Source organism: Nostoc spongiaeforme FACHB-130, assembly GCF_014698475.1.
GTDB classification, from domain to species: domain Bacteria; phylum Cyanobacteriota; class Cyanobacteriia; order Cyanobacteriales; family Nostocaceae; genus Nostoc_B; species Nostoc_B spongiaeforme.
The window spans coordinates 17,725-33,592 of the sequence record NZ_JACJTB010000026.1 but is presented as its reverse complement, the minus strand read 5'-3'; the positions used below and the strand labels follow the sequence as shown (position 1 = coordinate 33,592).

At 40.5% G+C, this 15,868-nt stretch carries 12 protein-coding genes; 7 read left to right on the top strand and 5 right to left on the bottom strand.

The features are described 5' to 3' along the window. Nucleotides 1-3: 3 nt before the first annotated feature. The 3 genes from H6G74_RS18645 to H6G74_RS18635 all read right to left on the bottom strand — a co-directional run bounded on the left by H6G74_RS18645 (nucleotide 4) and on the right by H6G74_RS18635 (nucleotide 3,683). Nucleotides 4-1,038, bottom strand: coding sequence for a PstS family phosphate ABC transporter substrate-binding protein (locus tag H6G74_RS18645; RefSeq protein WP_190969092.1), 1,035 nt, complete (start codon nucleotides 1,036-1,038; stop codon nucleotides 4-6). Between the two features lie 188 nt (nucleotides 1,039-1,226). Further along, a complete protein-coding gene (locus H6G74_RS18640; RefSeq protein WP_190969091.1) occupies nucleotides 1,227-2,588 on the bottom strand; it encodes a serine/threonine-protein kinase in 1,362 nt (453 codons plus the stop codon). Between the two features lie 81 nt (nucleotides 2,589-2,669). Beyond that, on the bottom strand, nucleotides 2,670-3,683 hold the full coding sequence (locus tag H6G74_RS18635) for a LysR family transcriptional regulator (RefSeq protein WP_190969090.1): 1,014 nt from the start codon (nucleotides 3,681-3,683) through the stop codon (nucleotides 2,670-2,672). A gap of 207 nt (nucleotides 3,684-3,890) precedes the next feature. Between H6G74_RS18635 and H6G74_RS18630 the strand changes: the two genes are divergently transcribed. The 6 genes from H6G74_RS18630 to ndhD1 all read left to right on the top strand — a co-directional run bounded on the left by H6G74_RS18630 (nucleotide 3,891) and on the right by ndhD1 (nucleotide 13,587). Next, the gene (locus H6G74_RS18630; RefSeq protein ID WP_390849969.1) at nucleotides 3,891-4,613 is read left to right on the top strand and encodes an NnrU family protein; all 723 of its coding nucleotides are present in this window, start codon (nucleotides 3,891-3,893) and stop codon (nucleotides 4,611-4,613) included. Between the two features lie 409 nt (nucleotides 4,614-5,022). Next, on the top strand, nucleotides 5,023-5,409 hold the full coding sequence (locus tag H6G74_RS18625; RefSeq protein ID WP_190969089.1) for a thioredoxin family protein: 387 nt from the start codon (nucleotides 5,023-5,025) through the stop codon (nucleotides 5,407-5,409). 238 nt (nucleotides 5,410-5,647) lie between these two features. After that, nucleotides 5,648-7,738: an NAD(P)H-quinone oxidoreductase subunit 5 gene (locus H6G74_RS18620; RefSeq protein WP_190969088.1), complete on the top strand. Its 2,091-nt coding sequence runs from the start codon at nucleotides 5,648-5,650 to the stop codon at nucleotides 7,736-7,738. A gap of 808 nt (nucleotides 7,739-8,546) precedes the next feature. After that, complete coding sequence (locus tag H6G74_RS18615; protein ID WP_190969087.1) at nucleotides 8,547-9,023, top strand: NAD(P)H-quinone oxidoreductase subunit 4; 477 nt, start codon at nucleotides 8,547-8,549, stop codon at nucleotides 9,021-9,023. A gap of 565 nt (nucleotides 9,024-9,588) precedes the next feature. After that, nucleotides 9,589-11,727, top strand: a complete 2,139-nt coding sequence (locus H6G74_RS18610; RefSeq protein WP_242051276.1) for a PAS domain-containing sensor histidine kinase — start codon at nucleotides 9,589-9,591, stop codon at nucleotides 11,725-11,727. 282 nt (nucleotides 11,728-12,009) lie between these two features. Beyond that, on the top strand, nucleotides 12,010-13,587 hold the full coding sequence (gene ndhD1 / locus H6G74_RS18605; protein WP_190969086.1) for a photosynthetic/respiratory NAD(P)H-quinone oxidoreductase subunit D1: 1,578 nt from the start codon (nucleotides 12,010-12,012) through the stop codon (nucleotides 13,585-13,587). A gap of 126 nt (nucleotides 13,588-13,713) precedes the next feature. Here ndhD1 and H6G74_RS18600 read toward each other — a convergent pair whose 3' ends face one another. Next, a complete protein-coding gene (locus H6G74_RS18600) occupies nucleotides 13,714-14,124 on the bottom strand; it encodes a hypothetical protein (RefSeq protein ID WP_190969085.1) in 411 nt (136 codons plus the stop codon). A 79-nt stretch (nucleotides 14,125-14,203) separates the two neighbouring features. After that, a complete protein-coding gene (locus H6G74_RS18595) occupies nucleotides 14,204-14,809 on the bottom strand; it encodes a hypothetical protein (RefSeq protein WP_190969084.1) in 606 nt (201 codons plus the stop codon). Nucleotides 14,810-15,084: 275 nt separating this feature from the next. Here H6G74_RS18595 and H6G74_RS18590 point away from each other — a divergent pair, with 275 nt between their 5' ends. Beyond that, a complete protein-coding gene (locus H6G74_RS18590) occupies nucleotides 15,085-15,807 on the top strand; it encodes a Uma2 family endonuclease (RefSeq protein WP_190969083.1) in 723 nt (240 codons plus the stop codon). Nucleotides 15,808-15,868 lie beyond the last annotated feature (61 nt).

Here is a 15,868-nt window from a genome sequence, read left to right as displayed (position 1 = left end):
TGATTAGCGAAGTCTGACAAATCCAGCTTTAGCAATTAATTCTTGACCTTGATCTGTCAGCAACAAGTTAGCGTAAGCTTCACCTGCTTGCTGATCCCTTTGTCCATTTTGTTTAACAATGACAAATAAGCGTCGGGTGATGGGATATTCGCCAGTTTGAAATGCTTCGGTATTCAGTTGATTACGCTGTTGTGGACATTTATCTAAGGGAATATAAGGTTTTTTGTAAGGTTCAATAAATTTGTCTGGCTGTTTACCTAGGGGTAAGGTTTTGATGCTACACTGTCCGACTACCTCTGGTGCGGAAGCATAGTAAATTGCACCAGGATTTTTGGCTACTTCTTTTAAGGCTTTAGTGGTAGTGTCGATAAATTGGACGTTGCTACTAAATTTCTCGCCAGCTAGGACGTTTTCATCAAAAAATTCAATGGTGCCACTATCTTCTGGACGGCGAGAATATGGTGTTATGGGTAATTTTGGCCCACCTAACTGTTCCCAATTATTAACTTTACCTGTGTAGATGTCTTTTAGCTGGGTGAGGGTTAAGCCAGGAAGGTTGAGATTCGGGTGAACTGCGATCGCAATTCCGTCAATTGCTACTGGAACTGCTTTGAGTGTAAATCCCAATTTTTTCGCCTCTTCATTTTCTTCTGGTTTCAACGCACGGGAAGACTGAGAAAATGCTAATTGATTACCCAGCAGCATCTTAATTCCTGTTCCTGAACCGGGTGCAGCTTCTATCGGCTCGGTGTAACGTAGTTGAAATTTCGGCCAGACAATGGCCACGGCTGAATCTACCTGCTGGCGAATCGGAGCCCAAGTAGTGCTACCCCCATAACTAAATAACCCCGTCGGGACATCAGGTATTTGCGAGAAGGTATCAGTATTTGGTGTTTCTACCCTTGTTCTATTGAGATAATTGGCTTTGATGCCATAGCTATGAGAAAACCACCACAACAAACCACCTACTAGTCCCAAGGTGATTGCTAGTGTTAGAACCAAAACTTTAGTTTCGTTAGTTCTATGTTGTTGTGTCATAGTTGGTGGTGTAGTTTTCTTACCCTGAAAGTAATTTCTCATTTTATGGGTAACTCTAGGTTAAAGTTTGATTAAACTCTAATTTCCCAGTTGCAATTTTATTGGTACGAAATATTCTACACAGTACGGAGATTAGATTCCTGAAATTATTGGCAACACAAGAAATTTAGTATTTTACTATGTTCCATTTAAAACATCATAGACAGTAATTTATATATAAGTTGAAATAGTGTGGTTACAGCAATAGCTATTAAGCTGCCAGTAATTCCTAATATTACAATTTGTTGAATATTCATTCCTGCTTGCAAGGCAGGAACAAAAAGAACGATCGCAAAGGATATTACTGCCACAATCAATAAATTTTTGGTTTTAATCCAGCGTCGAGTTTGAGCAAAAATCATCCCACTCAAAATCAAAATGGCAATAGTGAAAGCGATCATGGGTGATATCAGACTAGATAGAGCAATCGCTATTAATGCGCCTTCAAAACCGCTTACAGCAGCCCCTGATAATAACTCTGTGGTCGAAAAAGTTGCAGGTGGCTGTATAACTGGCGGTTGAGTTGGTGTGTTTGTGAGTGTAGTTGGAGGTATGAACTGCGGAAAAAGTTCTTTTAGTACTTCCTCGGCGGATTGAAAGCGTTGACTGACAGCAGGCAACAGCATTTTATCTAAAACACTGGCGAGGTGGGGGTCAATATCCACATGCGATCGCCAAGTCCACTGATTAATTAGTGGGTCGAATAACTGGGGGGCTGGTTGACCGGTGAGTAAAGTCACAGCAGTCACAGCCAAGGCATATAAATCTGTACAGGGAAATACTTGATTTCCTGTCATTTGTTCTGGGGGGGCAAATCCGGCCGAATAAATTCCCGTTGATGATGCGACTGTCCCTGATGCCACATTGGTAACTTGCTTGACTGCACCAAAATCTAAGAGAAATAATTTCCCATCTTGGCGGCGCATAATATTTGATGGCTTGATATCTCGATGAATAATATTTTTATCATGGACAAAATTGAGGATTTTGAGAATTTCCTGCAACATATATAAAATTTCTGCTTCCGAAAATTTCCCCTTTTGGGTTAATTCTTCCTCAAGATTCAGACCATCAATATATTCTTGAACTAAGTAAAAAAACTGTTCTTCTTGATTGGGTTGGGTAAAACTAGGAACAGTAATTTGGAAAAAAGCGTAGAGTTCTGGGATTTGTTCGTGTTCTCGGCCAATTTCGGCTAAGACATCTGCTTCTCTTTCAAACAATTGTTGAGCGATTCGCAGTTGATTAGCACTAATGTCTCCCGCAGGCTGGAACTGTTTGACTACACAGGCGCGAATTCCTGGAATGCGGCGATCGCGTGCGAGAAAGGCAGAGGCAAATCCTCCCCGACCCAGTAATTTGGTAGACATATATCTCCCATCAAGGATGAGTGGCATACCGCAGGTAGCGCAATATTTTTGCTGCGCTGTTTTTAAGGTTGACACATCATCTAGGTCGGCAAAATAATTTTTTGGGCGGGGGCAGCGTGGACGAGTGCAGTAAGCTTCCATGTTAGTTTTTAGTCAATAGTCCACAGTGAATAGTCAATAGCCTGTAGCCCTTAACTAATGACTATTGACTATTGACAAGTATCAGCCCTCGTCAGAGGAACTGGGTGTTGCTACATCGAATGTATTTACTACTAGTTTTTTGTGTGACAATTTTATCAGGTCTTGGTTCCATCCTGGAGTAGCAAACTGGGGTAAGATTTCCTGGCTGAATGCCTCTGCGGCTTTGGATCTATACCGATTGGGATTAAAAATCAGCCAGAGTGTGCGTTTGACGGTCACACCTTCAATGGAGGCACAGTGCAGTACACCCATTTGGAGTTCTTTGGCGATCGCGGATGTTGAGACGAAAGCAGCCCCTAAGCCTGACTGCACAGCATTTTTGATGGCTTCGATGGAATTGAGTTCCATTTCGATTTTGAAACGTCTGGTATCAATTTCGCAGCGTGCTAGTACTTGATCGATGACCTTGCGAATAGTGGACTGGGAATCTAAAGCGATGAATTGTAATTTATATAAGTCGTCTTTTTGAATGGTTTCAAGTTTAGCAAAGGGATGGAACACTGGCAGAATCAGTGCTAATTCATCTTCGGCGTAAGGAATAATTTCCAAAGATTCGGCTAATTCACCCGGAATTTCCCCGCCGATAATGGCCAAATCAACTTGGCCGTTGGCGACACTCCAAGCAGTCCGGCGAGTCGAGTGGACGTGCAGTTGCACTGCCACATCAGGATATTTTTGGCGAAACATCCCAATCATCCGGGGTAATAAATAAGTACCTGTGGTTTGAGATGCACCGACAATTAAAGTCCCACCTTGGAGATTTTGCAGATCCTCAATGGCGCGACAGGTTTCTTGGCACAGACTGAGGATTTTTTCGCCGTAACTTAAAAGTAAATGTCCGGCTTCAGTTAATTGGGCGCGACGGCCGCCACGGTCAAATAAAGGGACATCTAGTTGCCGTTCCAGGTTCTGCACTTGCAAACTCACGGCAGGTTGGGAGACATACAGGCTATCAGCAGCACGCTTGAAGCTCCCTTCTTGTGCGATCGCTTTCAGGATACGTAACTGATCTAAAGTGAAAGGAAGGTCAGACATAAGGTTCAACCCACAAACTTTGAAAGGAGCAGCTTTGGCAATACATCGGATTTGATCACCAAAAAGTAAAAAATGATTTATTCCATCTGCAAATCGGAAGACTTGGCTCGAAAAAAACAGTACTACTGCATCTTCGCGCAAGTCCCCTGTTGAATACTTTGTGTTATTGGTTGTACTGTATTAACTTTTGTTTAAATAACTTCACCCATGTCTACGATGCCTAATCCTTTGTTTACTCCCAGTCATTTTGTCATGTTGGGGTTACAATTTGCTTTTGCGATCGCCCACAGTGGCGGGGCTGCTCTACGTCCATTGGCTGAGAAGCACATAGGAGCAAGGCTTTATCGCATTTTGTTTGCATTAGTTAGTTTACCGTTGGCTGTCATCCTAATTACTTACTTTTTTAACCATCGTTATGACGGCTGGCAACTCTGGCAGGTGCAAGGAGTCCCAGGAATACAAGCTGTAGTTTGGGTGTTGTCAGCAATTTCGTTTGTGTTTTTGTATCCTGCCACCTTCAATCTACTAGAAATTGCTGCTATTCAAAAGCCCCAAGTTCATCTGTATGAAACTGGGATTATCCGTATTACCCGTCATCCCCAGATGGTAGGGCAAATTATTTGGTGTGTCGCCCATACGCTGTGGTTAGGGACAAGCTTTACTTTGGTCACATCTTTGGGATTAGTCTTACATCACTTATTTGGAGTTTGGCATGGCGATCGCCGCTTATCCCAACGCTACGGCGAAGCTTTTGAACTTGTCAAACAAAGAACTTCCATCATCCCTTTCCAAGCTATTCTTGATGGTCGTCAGTCTCTGAAATGGCAAGAATTTATCCGCCCTGCTTATTTAGGAGTAGCAATTTTTGTTGGTCTACTGTGGTGGTTACATCCACTGTTGATTGTAGCAACTAGTAAAATAGAATTGTGATTTTTGCTGATCCCAACTATCAACAAAAAATTGCGTAAATGCCAATTTCGGCTTATCAATTGCTGCCAAATCAATGTAGGATCAAATCAAATAGTTGTCAGTGGGGGGAAGCTGAACCAGTTTGATCTTCATATAGTGGTAAGTCGCTGGTCATAAGTCTTGGTTGAGATTTTCATGGCACAGTCTTCTCAACACCCTCGATGAAAGCGGCAATCAGGAGTTAAAAAAATCTAAAGGCCACCGTGAAAGTCGTGCTGGCTTTTTTATCAGAGTTAAAATCAAAGCGGCATTAATTTTTTAATCATCTTAAATCCTGAATGCTGACTCATAGATTAGGTGCTGACTAAGTTGCCAATTCTTCCTGCTGATAGCTAGTTTGATATTAAAACCCTATAATTTTCGAGGCATCATGGTGTTGTCGGTTAGTGAGCGGACATTTACTCAAGAAGTTTTAGAATCTCCAGTACCTGTTTTAGTTAATTTTGAAGCACCTTGGTGCGGCCTATGCCGTATCATCCACCCTTTGTTATTGCAATTTAAATCTCAATGCGGGGAGCAAATTAAATTGGTGGGAGTGAATGCAGATGAAAACTTCAAACTATCCAATACTTATCGTCTCAAGTCACTACCCACTTTACTTTTAGTAGAAAACGGCATTATCCGACATCGCCTAGAAGGTTTTCGTGGCAGAGACGATTTACGTCTGGCTCTAGAAGAAATCAAGCTCACCTATACCAACTCTTCTAAAACATACAACCACTCCCAAACAGCCGATTTAGAATGTCGGACTGCATAATATAAATTATTTGTCAATGGTCAATAGTTGATGATCATTAGTAAAAGATGCTATTGACTTCAGCCAAATCTAAAACCATGCTTAATTACCCCGCCCAATTACCCTTGGGTGGGGTATTTTATCATCAGGGGTGTGTGTCACAATTATTAACAGTTCCGACCAGGACAGTTGCCTGCGGAAGACAGTCACCGCAAAACTGTCCTAAGCTAGTCAAGAATTCTCAAATTATGCGTCAGTGATGGAAGCAATCTATGAATATGCCTGGCTGATTCCGGTGTTCCCTCTTTTAGGGGCTATGCTGGTCGGTTTGGGATTAATTTCGATCAATCAGGTGACGAACCGCCTGCGGCAACTCAATGCTGCGTTGATTATCTCCTTGATGGGAGCAGCGATGGGCTTGTCGTTTGCCTTGCTGTGGAGTCAAATTCAAGGACACCCGACTTATCTGCGGACTTTGGAATGGGCAGCAGCAGGGAATTTTCACCTGAGCATGGGCTACACAATTGACCACCTGACAGCCCTTATGCTGGTAATTGTGACAACCGTAGCCTTTTTAGTCATGGTCTATACCGATGGCTATATGGCACATGATCCAGGATATGTAAGGTTTTACGCTTATCTGAGCTTATTCGGCTCCTCAATGTTGGGTCTGGTGGTCAGTCCCAACTTAGTGCAAATTTATATCTTCTGGGAACTGGTAGGGATGTGTTCCTACTTGCTGGTCGGCTTTTGGTACGATCGCAAGTCAGCAGCCGATGCCTGTCAAAAAGCATTTGTCACCAACCGCGTTGGTGACTTTGGCTTATTATTGGGGATTTTAGGTCTGTTTTGGGCAACCGGTAGCTTTGATTTTCATATCATGGGCGATCGCCTCGCGCAACTGGTGCAATCGGGAACAATCAGCAATTTCCTCGCTGTACTGTTTGCGATTTTGGTTTTCCTCGGCCCTGTTGCTAAATCAGCCCAGTTCCCCCTCCATGTCTGGCTACCAGATGCGATGGAAGGCCCGACACCGATTTCTGCCTTAATCCACGCCGCCACAATGGTAGCAGCAGGTGTATTTCTGGTAGCCCGGATGTACCCTGTGTTTGAACATGTCCCCGCCGCGATGAACGTAATTGCCTTTACTGGGGCATTTACAGCATTTTTAGGGGCGACAATTGCGATTACACAAAACGACATCAAAAAAGGCTTGGCCTACTCCACCATTTCCCAATTAGGTTACATGGTGATGGCGATGGGCGTAGGTGCTTACAGTGCTGGCTTATTCCACCTGATGACTCACGCTTACTTCAAAGCGATGCTGTTCTTGGGTTCCGGTTCTGTAATTCACGGGATGGAAGGAGTCGTTGGCCATGACCCCGCTTTAGCCCAAGATATGCGACTCATGGGCAAACTGCGGAAATATATGCCCATTACAGCCATTACCTTTTTGATTGGCTGCTTGGCAATTTCTGGTATGCCTCCGTTTGCAGGTTTTTGGTCAAAAGATGAAATTCTCGGTAAGGCTTTTGCTGCTAATCCATTTTTGTGGATCATTGGCTGGCTAACTGCGGGAATCACTGCTTTTTATATGTTCAGAATGTATTTCATGACATTTGAAGGCAAATTCCGGGGTACTGACGAGAAAATCAAAGCCAAACTTAAGAAAGCCGCTACAATCATCCTCGAATTAGAAGCTGAAGAACCAGCCCCGAATTTTGGCCCTGGGGCGATGAAACATGGTGAACTAGCTGCAACAGGAGACCATCATGGTTCTCATGGTCATCAAAGCGACTCACCCCATGAATCACCGTGGACGATGACCTTGCCATTATTAGTGCTGGCTGTACCTTCGATTTTGATTGGTTTGGTGGGAACTCCCTTTGCTAATTATTTCGAGGAATTTATTTACTCACCCAACGAAACTCTCGCAGAAGTTTTAGAAAAAGCCGCCGAATTTGAGCCGACGGAATTTTATATTATGGCGGGGGCTTCTGTGGGAATTTCCTTGATTGGGATTACCTTGGCTTCCTTGATGTACTTACAACGGAAAATTGACCCTGCTGCGATCGCTGCTAAAATTAAGCCTTTGTACGAGCTATCCCTCAACAAGTGGTACTTTGATGACATTTACCATCGTGTCTTTGTCCTCGGCTTGCGTCGCCTAGCTAGACAAGTCATGGAAGTTGACTTCCGCGTTGTTGATGGTGCTGTTAACCTCACAGGCTTTTTCACCCTAGTCAGTGGCGAAGGGCTGAAATATTTAGAAAATGGTCGCGTTCAATTCTATGCCTTGATTGTGTTTGGTGCAGTTTTGGGCTTAGTGATCGTTTTTGGGATTACCTGATTTTTTAGGGTGGGCGACTGTCCGCCCTCAACAGCACCTAGCCCCGACGAATGGAATTCGCACGCCAGTTGCTTCAAGTCGGCAAAGCCGCCCAACGCACTGGCTCGGCTATAAAAACAAAGTCCGCCTGCGCGGACTAACCTAACATCAAGGGTTTTATCTTTGTGTAAGATGAAACGCGACTCCAGTCGCTTGGTGCAAGATGTGAATTATTTTTTTATCATTGAGAGTCTAAAATTTAGGCTCTTTTTTTAGTCAGGAATTATGCACAGGTCAATTTAAGAATAACTGAGCAGCATCAGAGATTTTGAGCAATACTCCGGTTAGACTAGGCGATCGCAGGCAAAATCAAATTTCGAGAGAGGATATTTTTCTTACACAGTGATGGTATATCTTTTTATTTGGCATTCCCTGAGTAAATTGGTATGTGTATGTATCCAAAATATTTAACCTCCAAATCCCTACACCCAGTTTTCATAGACAATCTTTGTGTGTAAGTCTTAATAATCAAGACTTAGATATTGACAGCAAAGCCGAAATAACAGGTAGGCTTACAGGCTGATAGCTGGATTTTTGAATGATATTTTAGCGAGGCTTACGGCGGTCTAGGTCTACGCACTTAATCAAAGAAGATTGATTAAAGCCTGAAACAACGGATTTACGTCAATACACAAGATACTTGCTTTATACAGTATACAAGTCCGAATAATATGCTTTTTTATTAAAAATATATTAAATTTTTGATGTATTTTCCAGACATGGCTTTAGTATGCGTGGGGTAATCTTACTGTCATAGAGAGTATAAAAAATGAAACTCTTTACATCTCTGAAAAATCTTGTTGCTTACTCACTGGTATTGCTAGTTACAGTTTGCGGTTTGTTGTTAACACCACCTAACGCTCTTGCTGTTTCTGTAGACTTTGGAGCTACACAGTATCTTGCCTTTGATGCTGGTACACAAACTCAAGATGTTGATTCTGCGATCGCGTCTTACAGAAGTTTAAAGGGCAAAGTTTCTAAAAATGAAACCCTGACAACCGATGAAATCAAAGGAGCTTTAGGGGTTATTAACGCAAAAATTAATGCCGCAGTACAAGAAAAGAAAGATGTTTTAGTCGCTGATCCAAGCGCATCAACTGAAAGTTTTGATTCATCAATTGCCTCTTACAGAAGCTTGAAGGGCAAAGTGTCCAAAGGTGAAAATCTAACAATCGATGAAACCAAAGATGTATTAAAAGCTATTAATTCTAAAATTAATGCTTTAGTGCAAGAAAAGAAAGCGTAGTTAACAACTAAATAATTGATTTAGTCTATCGGGTGAGTTAGGATCGTCAAAATTTGCTTAACTCAATGTCAGCAATACCCGCTCTTAACTCACCTGATATGATGCTTTTAGTGCTACGCTACGGATAGTCTTAATGCGAACTAAATATAATTATTTTTTTATTTTTTAAGTTTAACGAGCTAAGAAAACTAGAACTGCAAAATCATACAAATTATTACAGATAAGCTAATATTTGGTGATATATCAGATTGGATAATGATTTATTTCATCAAGCTAAACTTTGATAGCTTGGAATCCTCAATAGTCTTCGCTACACAAGCACATAGCCCTCAGACTGAAGTCTAGTGCTATAGGAACTAAACCCACCTACGGGGGTTTTAAGATAAGCAACTGACTACCCTACACCTAATCCCTACAAATAATTTTGGTGTGTAAGTCATGTGATATTAATCAACAGTCTTCACCACGCAAGTAAATTACCCAGACTTATTTGGGCAATATTAATACTAAGAACATCACAATTTACTTGTTTTCCCTCTTTTAACTGGGCTGGAGATTAATCACTATGTTGCTTGAATCTGAGTATCAAGAGCTACCGACTTGTTGTCAGCAGCGAGATCATCTCATAGCAGATTTAGAGAATACACGAAAATCACTTCAAGATACTCAGCAGAAATTATTTGCGTTGGTTGAATACCATCCATTAGGAATCATTCAGTGGAATATAGATTTTGAGGTTTTAGACTGGAATCCTGCGGCTGAACGTATTTTTGGTTACAGTAAACCAGAGGTACTCAACCTTCATATTCGGGAAATTCTCTTACCTAGTATTCCTAGAGAAGATGTAAATCAGTTAATGACTGCATTACTCAAGCAACATGGGGGAAATTACTGTACCAATGAGGATTTCACTAAAGATGGCAAAATGATTACTTGCGAGTGGCATCATACTGCTGTATTTGATTGTCAAGGAAATGTGACTGGTGTTTTATCCATTGTTGAGGATATTACAAGTCGTAAAAATACTTATGTTACTGCCCAGCAACCAGCAGAAATCACTCTCAAAAAATCCCTGAAAGAATTAGCAGATATCAAATTCGCTTTAGACCAATCATCGATTGTTGCTGTAACTAATAACAAAGGCATGATTGAATATGTGAATGATAAGTTTTGTCAAATTTCCCAATATCAACCAGCAGAACTAATTGGTAAAACCCACAGAATTATCAACTCTGGCTATCACTCCCAAGAGTTTTTTCAAGAGATGTGGTTAACTATTAGCCAAGGCAGTGTATGGAAAGGAGAAGTTAAAAATTTAGCGAAGGATGGGACATATTATTGGGTAGATACAACAATTGTACCTGTTTTAGATGAGCAAGGTAAACCCCAGCAATATGTAGCCATTCGTAATGATATTACTGCGCGTAAACAAGCAGAAATCACGCTCAAAAAATCGCTCAAAGAATTAGCAGATATCAAATTTGCTTTAGACCAATCATCGATTGTTGCCGTAACTAACAATAAAGGGATGATTGAATATGTGAATGATAAGTTTTGTCAAATCTCCCAATATCAACCAGCAGAACTAATTGGTAAAACCCATAGAATTATCAATTCTGGCTATCATTCCCAAGAGTTTTTTCAAGAGATGTGGTTAACTATTAGTCAGGGAAGGGTATGGAAAGGCGAAGTGAAAAATTTGGCGAAGGATGGCACATATTATTGGGTAGATACGACAATTGTGCCTTTATTAGATGAGCAAGGCAAACCTCAACAATATGTAGCCATTCGTAATGATATTACTGCGCGTAAACAAGCAGAAGCAGAACTTAATGAAAAAGCCAAGGAATTAGAACAAGCGTTACAGGAGTTGCAACATACACAATTGCAACTGATTCAAACTGAAAAAATGTCTTCTTTGGGTCAACTAGTTGCGGGAGTTGCTCATGAAATTAATAATCCAGTGAGTTTTATTTTTGGCAATCTCAAACATGCCTATCAATATACTCAAAATTTGCTCAACATACTGAAACTTTACCAATCTCATTATCCAGAACCAGACTTAGAAATTAAAGAAGAAGCTGAAAATTGTGATTTAGAATTTTTAGTCGAAGATTTACCGAAACTTTATTCTTCAATGACAGTTGGAGCAAATCGCATCAGCGAGATTGTCGCTTCTCTCCGCAGCTTTTCTCGTCTGGATGAATCTGATTTGAAAATTGCGAATATACATCAGGGTCTGGATAGTACTTTAATGATTTTAGAGCATCGTCTGGTATCTAAAACAGATAGACCCAAGATTTTAGTCATTAAGGAATATGGCAATTTACCTTTAGTTGAATGTTATGCGGGGCAACTCAACCAAGTATTTATGAATATTTTACTTAATGCGATTGATGCGTTAGAAGAAAATTTCCAGCAGCTAACACCAACTATTTACATTCGTACAGCTATGCCAAATTCCACACAAGTCAAAATCAGCATCATCGATAATGGTGCGGGGATGTCGGATGAAGTTAGACAAAAAATATTTGATCCCTTTTTTACAAGTAAACCTGTAGGTAAAGGAACAGGGATGGGTTTGTCTATTAGTTACCAAATTATTACTAACAGACATCAAGGGTCTTTAAAATGTATTTCCTCTCCGGGAAAGGGTGCTGAATTTATCATTACAATTCCCATTCACTTAGAGTTAGAGAGTTGAATTTGCCAACAGTCTTAATTACGAATTGTGAATTACGAATTACGAATTTTTCTGAGATGGTGCGATCGCAGTCCTAAAATTTTAGATAAACTGCTGGCTGAAAGCGGGTATTCTCACCGATACTGAGTCACCGCTAAAGTTAAAAAATACTACCACAACCACAAATGGGGATTGTCCACTTAATTAAATCAACCTAACAAGGAATGCCAAATCCCCAAAAAGCTGCTACTTAATAGCTAGGGCTTCCTTGATAAACATGATTTTGATTGTAGACAAATTGTGATGAATACAGCTAATTTCCCGTGGCTGACGACAATTATCCTCTTGCCGATTGCGGCATCACTCTTGATTCCGATTATCCCGGATAAAGATGGTAAAACAGTGCGTTGGTATTCCCTGATTGTCGGGCTGATAGACTTCGCGCTGATTGTCTACGCCTTTTATACCGGGTACGACTTCTCTAACCCAGATTTGCAGCTAGTTGAAAGTTATGCCTGGGTACCACAGCTAGATTTGAAGTGGTCAGTAGGGGCAGATGGCTTATCTATGCCCCTAATTATTTTGACTGGATTCATTACTACCCTGGCGATATTAGCAGCTTGGCCTGTCACCCTCAAACCCAGGCTATTTTACTTTTTAATCCTGGCGATGTATGGCGGACAAATTGCCGTCTTTGCTGTTCAGGATATGCTGCTGTTTTTCTTGGTGTGGGAACTAGAATTGATTCCGGTTTACCTGCTGTTGGCAATTTGGGGCGGTAAAAAGCGGCAATACGCAGCGACCAAGTTTATTTTGTACACTGCTGGCGGTTCGCTGTTTATTTTGGTCGGTGCGTTGACGATGGCCTTTTATGGCGATACAGTCACCTTTGATATGCACTCCCTCGGCCTCAAAGATTACGCCCTCAATTTCCAACTGTTACTCTATGGTGGCTTTTTGATTGCCTACGCCGTCAAATTACCCATCATTCCTCTACACACCTGGCTACCAGATGCCCACGGTGAAGCTACAGCACCTGTACACATGTTACTGGCTGGTATTCTCTTGAAAATGGGCGGTTATGCCTTAATTCGGATGAATGCCCAAATGCTGCCCGATGCCCATGCGTATTTTGCCCCAGTTCTCATAATTTTAGGGGTAGTGAACATTATCTACGCTGCCCTGACATCCTTTGCCCAGCGTAACCTCAAGCGCAAAATTGCCTACTCCTCAATTTCCCACATGGGCTTTGTGACTATCGGTATCGCCTCCTTCACCGATTTGGGCTTGAGTGGCGCAGTATTACAAATGGTGTCTCACGGCTTAATTGGGGCGAGTTTGTTCTTTTTAGTTGGCGCAACCTACGATCGCACACACACCCTAATGCTGGATGAAATGGGCGGTGTTGGTAAGCGGATGCAGAAAATTTTTGCTATGTTCACTACCTGTTCAATGGCTTCTTTAGCATTGCCAGGAATGAGCGGTTTCGTAGCAGAATTAATGATATTTGTGGGCTTTGCCACTAGCGATGCTTATAGCTCTACCTTCAAAGTTATCGTAGTCTTTTTGATGGCAGTGGGTGTAATTTTAACCCCAATTTATTTACTATCAATGTTGCGGGAAATTTTCTACGGCAAAGAAAACGAAGAATTGGTTTCGCACCAGAAACTTATCGATGCCGAACCCCGCGAAGTCTTTATCATTGCTTGTTTGCTAGTACCAATTATTGGTATCGGTTTCTATCCTAAATTGCTGACTCAAATTTACGACGCTACAACCGTACAATTGACAGCAAGATTGCGCGATTCTGTACCAACTTTGGCACAGGAAAAAGAGGAAGCACCAAAGCTTTCATTGAATGCGCCAACAATTGGTAATTAGTCAGCGATTGATAAATACAATTATTTTTTAGGCGGGTTTTATACTCGCCTTTTTTGTATTTATTGAAGCGATGGTATAATTTAACGAGTGCCTATGTTGAAGAATTATGTTAATTTACTGTGTAGTTTAAATCTCTAAAATAGTCTTATCTTTAGCCACTGCTAAGAAGATTTCTTCACCATGATAAATAATGTTAACTTGTCCACCGAAGACATCATCAATAGCTAAGAAATTTTTGCTTTCTATTTCTTCAAATTCACTACTAGATATTGTTCTGCAAATATATCCAACATCAAAATAATTAGTTGTATCTATCTGTTCAACACCTGTCAGTCTAATAAACAAATAAAGCAAATTATTTATTATATTAGTAGTACGTTTTTTAATTTCTTCAGGCAACCATACAGAATCCCATTCAATAGCTAAGGTTACAGCTTGTTCGTATCCTACAGCATAAAATATGCCTATCCAATGAGAATCATGCAGTGTATATTTCTTATGGAACTGGCTAAAGCTTATTTTTTTCCTTCTTCCCAAGGTAAGGAATTACTAATAAGCTGTTGATATAACCAACTAGGGTAATCAAATTTTTGTTTCATTAATTTGTATTTTTAAACTAATTATTAGACTCGATAAAGCTTTTAATAATACCTAAAATTTTACCCACATCGCTTAAGAAATATTCATTTAAATCAATTTCTACTACTTGACCAGTGAGGCGCATAAATTTCCAGTTAGTTCCTGTTGTTACGCTACCATAGACACTTTCAATTACATTACCTTTCTGCTGATTAAATAATTGTGCGGCTACCATTTCAGCGATGCACTGACCTAATCCAGATTGGATGTTATCATTTTTGGCTTCTACTAAGGCAACCACAGGTGCTTTAATAATTATTTGTTCTGGGGATTTACTAATAAGAAAATCACAAAAACCACTTAAACCTTTTTCGGGACTAACGTTAAATTCACGTCCAGAAAACAAGCTGATTTGATTTTGGAATTGTTCTTTTAGTTCTACTAATATTGGTGTCAAAATTAATTCTGAGCGAGATTTTTCAGTGGCGATCGCTAAAGCTAATGGTATATATTTTTTAAGTGCTTGTGCTAAAAAATCGCTATATTCTATGGCAGGTATGTCAGCAAATATACCCACAGATTCCCTGATGGTAATGCCAAAAGTGGTTTCGACAGTTTCTATAGTAAATTGACTGTATGACACTTGACAAAAATTATCTCATCTAAATTTAGATGTTACTCAGTTTGATTATAACTAAAGCAGCAATCCTGTCTGAGTTATGGAAAAATATTCTTTTTAACGAACCGCAAAGGACGCAAAGGACACAAAGAAGGAGAGGAAGGAAAAGAAAGGGAATTTCATAAATGATTTAGGATTGCTATATTAATTTAGATATTCAAACTTTGCGATATCTACATATATCAAAATTCCATTATTTTCTAAAATCTTTCTAGAAATCGCATCTACTCAGACCACTCATGTTAAACTACAACCCGTTACACTGTTTACCATCTTCCGAAGAGCTACCAGACTCAGAGGATACACCTGTGGATAATGAACTACAAGATTTAATTCCCAGCTTGCTAAAATCGACACTAGCGTTTGCATGGTCTGAGCGTTGGGATTGGTTTTTTGGCGTGAAGATGGGAATTTATTACGACCCGAAGAAAGCTGCGATCGCGCCTGATGCTTTTCTCAGTGTGGGGGTTAAACGCTTTATTGATGGTGATTTACGCCTGAGTTATGTGATGTGGGAAGAAAAACAACCACCAGTTTTAGCACTAGAGGTCGTTTCTCAAATCAGTCATGGTGAATACAGTACCAGAAAAGAATTTTACGCTAAAGAATTAGGTGTTTTATACTACGTTATCTACAAACCTCTGCGAAAGAAAAAACCACCTCTGGAAGTTTATCAATTAAAAGATGGCGAATATTTCTTAATACCAGGAAACCCAATTTGGCTACCAGAAATTGGTTTAGGAATTGGCAGAGAACGGGGAATATATCAAGGTATTGCAAGAGAATGGTTATATTGGTATAACGAGCAAGGACAAAAATTACTCACCCCAGAAGAACGTATTCACGAAATAGAAGAACAATTAAATTTTGAGCGTCAGCTACGTATCCAAACAGAACAAAAAATGCAATTGCTGGCTGAACAATTAAGAGCTTTAGGTGTAGAACCTGAAAGTTTAGCCTGAAGATTTTTATTACATCTCTCGTCATTACCAGCCACGTTCCTCAAGGACAGAATTGAGAAAC

Bases quoted from the DNA above. Each gene is read 5' to 3' on its own strand.
- H6G74_RS18645 (WP_190969092.1), bottom strand. From the start codon at position 1,038: ATGACACAACAACATAGAACTAACGAAACTAAAGTTTTGGTTCTAACA.
- H6G74_RS18640 (WP_190969091.1), bottom strand. From the start codon at position 2,588: ATGGAAGCTTACTGCACTCGTCCACGCTGCCCCCGCCCAAAAAATTAT.
- H6G74_RS18635 (WP_190969090.1), bottom strand. From the start codon at position 3,683: ATGTCTGACCTTCCTTTCACTTTAGATCAGTTACGTATCCTGAAAGCG.
- H6G74_RS18630 (WP_390849969.1), top strand. From the start codon at position 3,891: ATGTCTACGATGCCTAATCCTTTGTTTACTCCCAGTCATTTTGTCATG.
- H6G74_RS18625 (WP_190969089.1), top strand. From the start codon at position 5,023: ATGGTGTTGTCGGTTAGTGAGCGGACATTTACTCAAGAAGTTTTAGAA.
- H6G74_RS18620 (WP_190969088.1), top strand. From the start codon at position 5,648: ATGGAAGCAATCTATGAATATGCCTGGCTGATTCCGGTGTTCCCTCTT.
- H6G74_RS18615 (WP_190969087.1), top strand. From the start codon at position 8,547: ATGAAACTCTTTACATCTCTGAAAAATCTTGTTGCTTACTCACTGGTA.
- H6G74_RS18610 (WP_242051276.1), top strand. From the start codon at position 9,589: ATGTTGCTTGAATCTGAGTATCAAGAGCTACCGACTTGTTGTCAGCAG.
- ndhD1 (WP_190969086.1), top strand. From the start codon at position 12,010: ATGAATACAGCTAATTTCCCGTGGCTGACGACAATTATCCTCTTGCCG.
- H6G74_RS18590 (WP_190969083.1), top strand. From the start codon at position 15,085: ATGTTAAACTACAACCCGTTACACTGTTTACCATCTTCCGAAGAGCTA.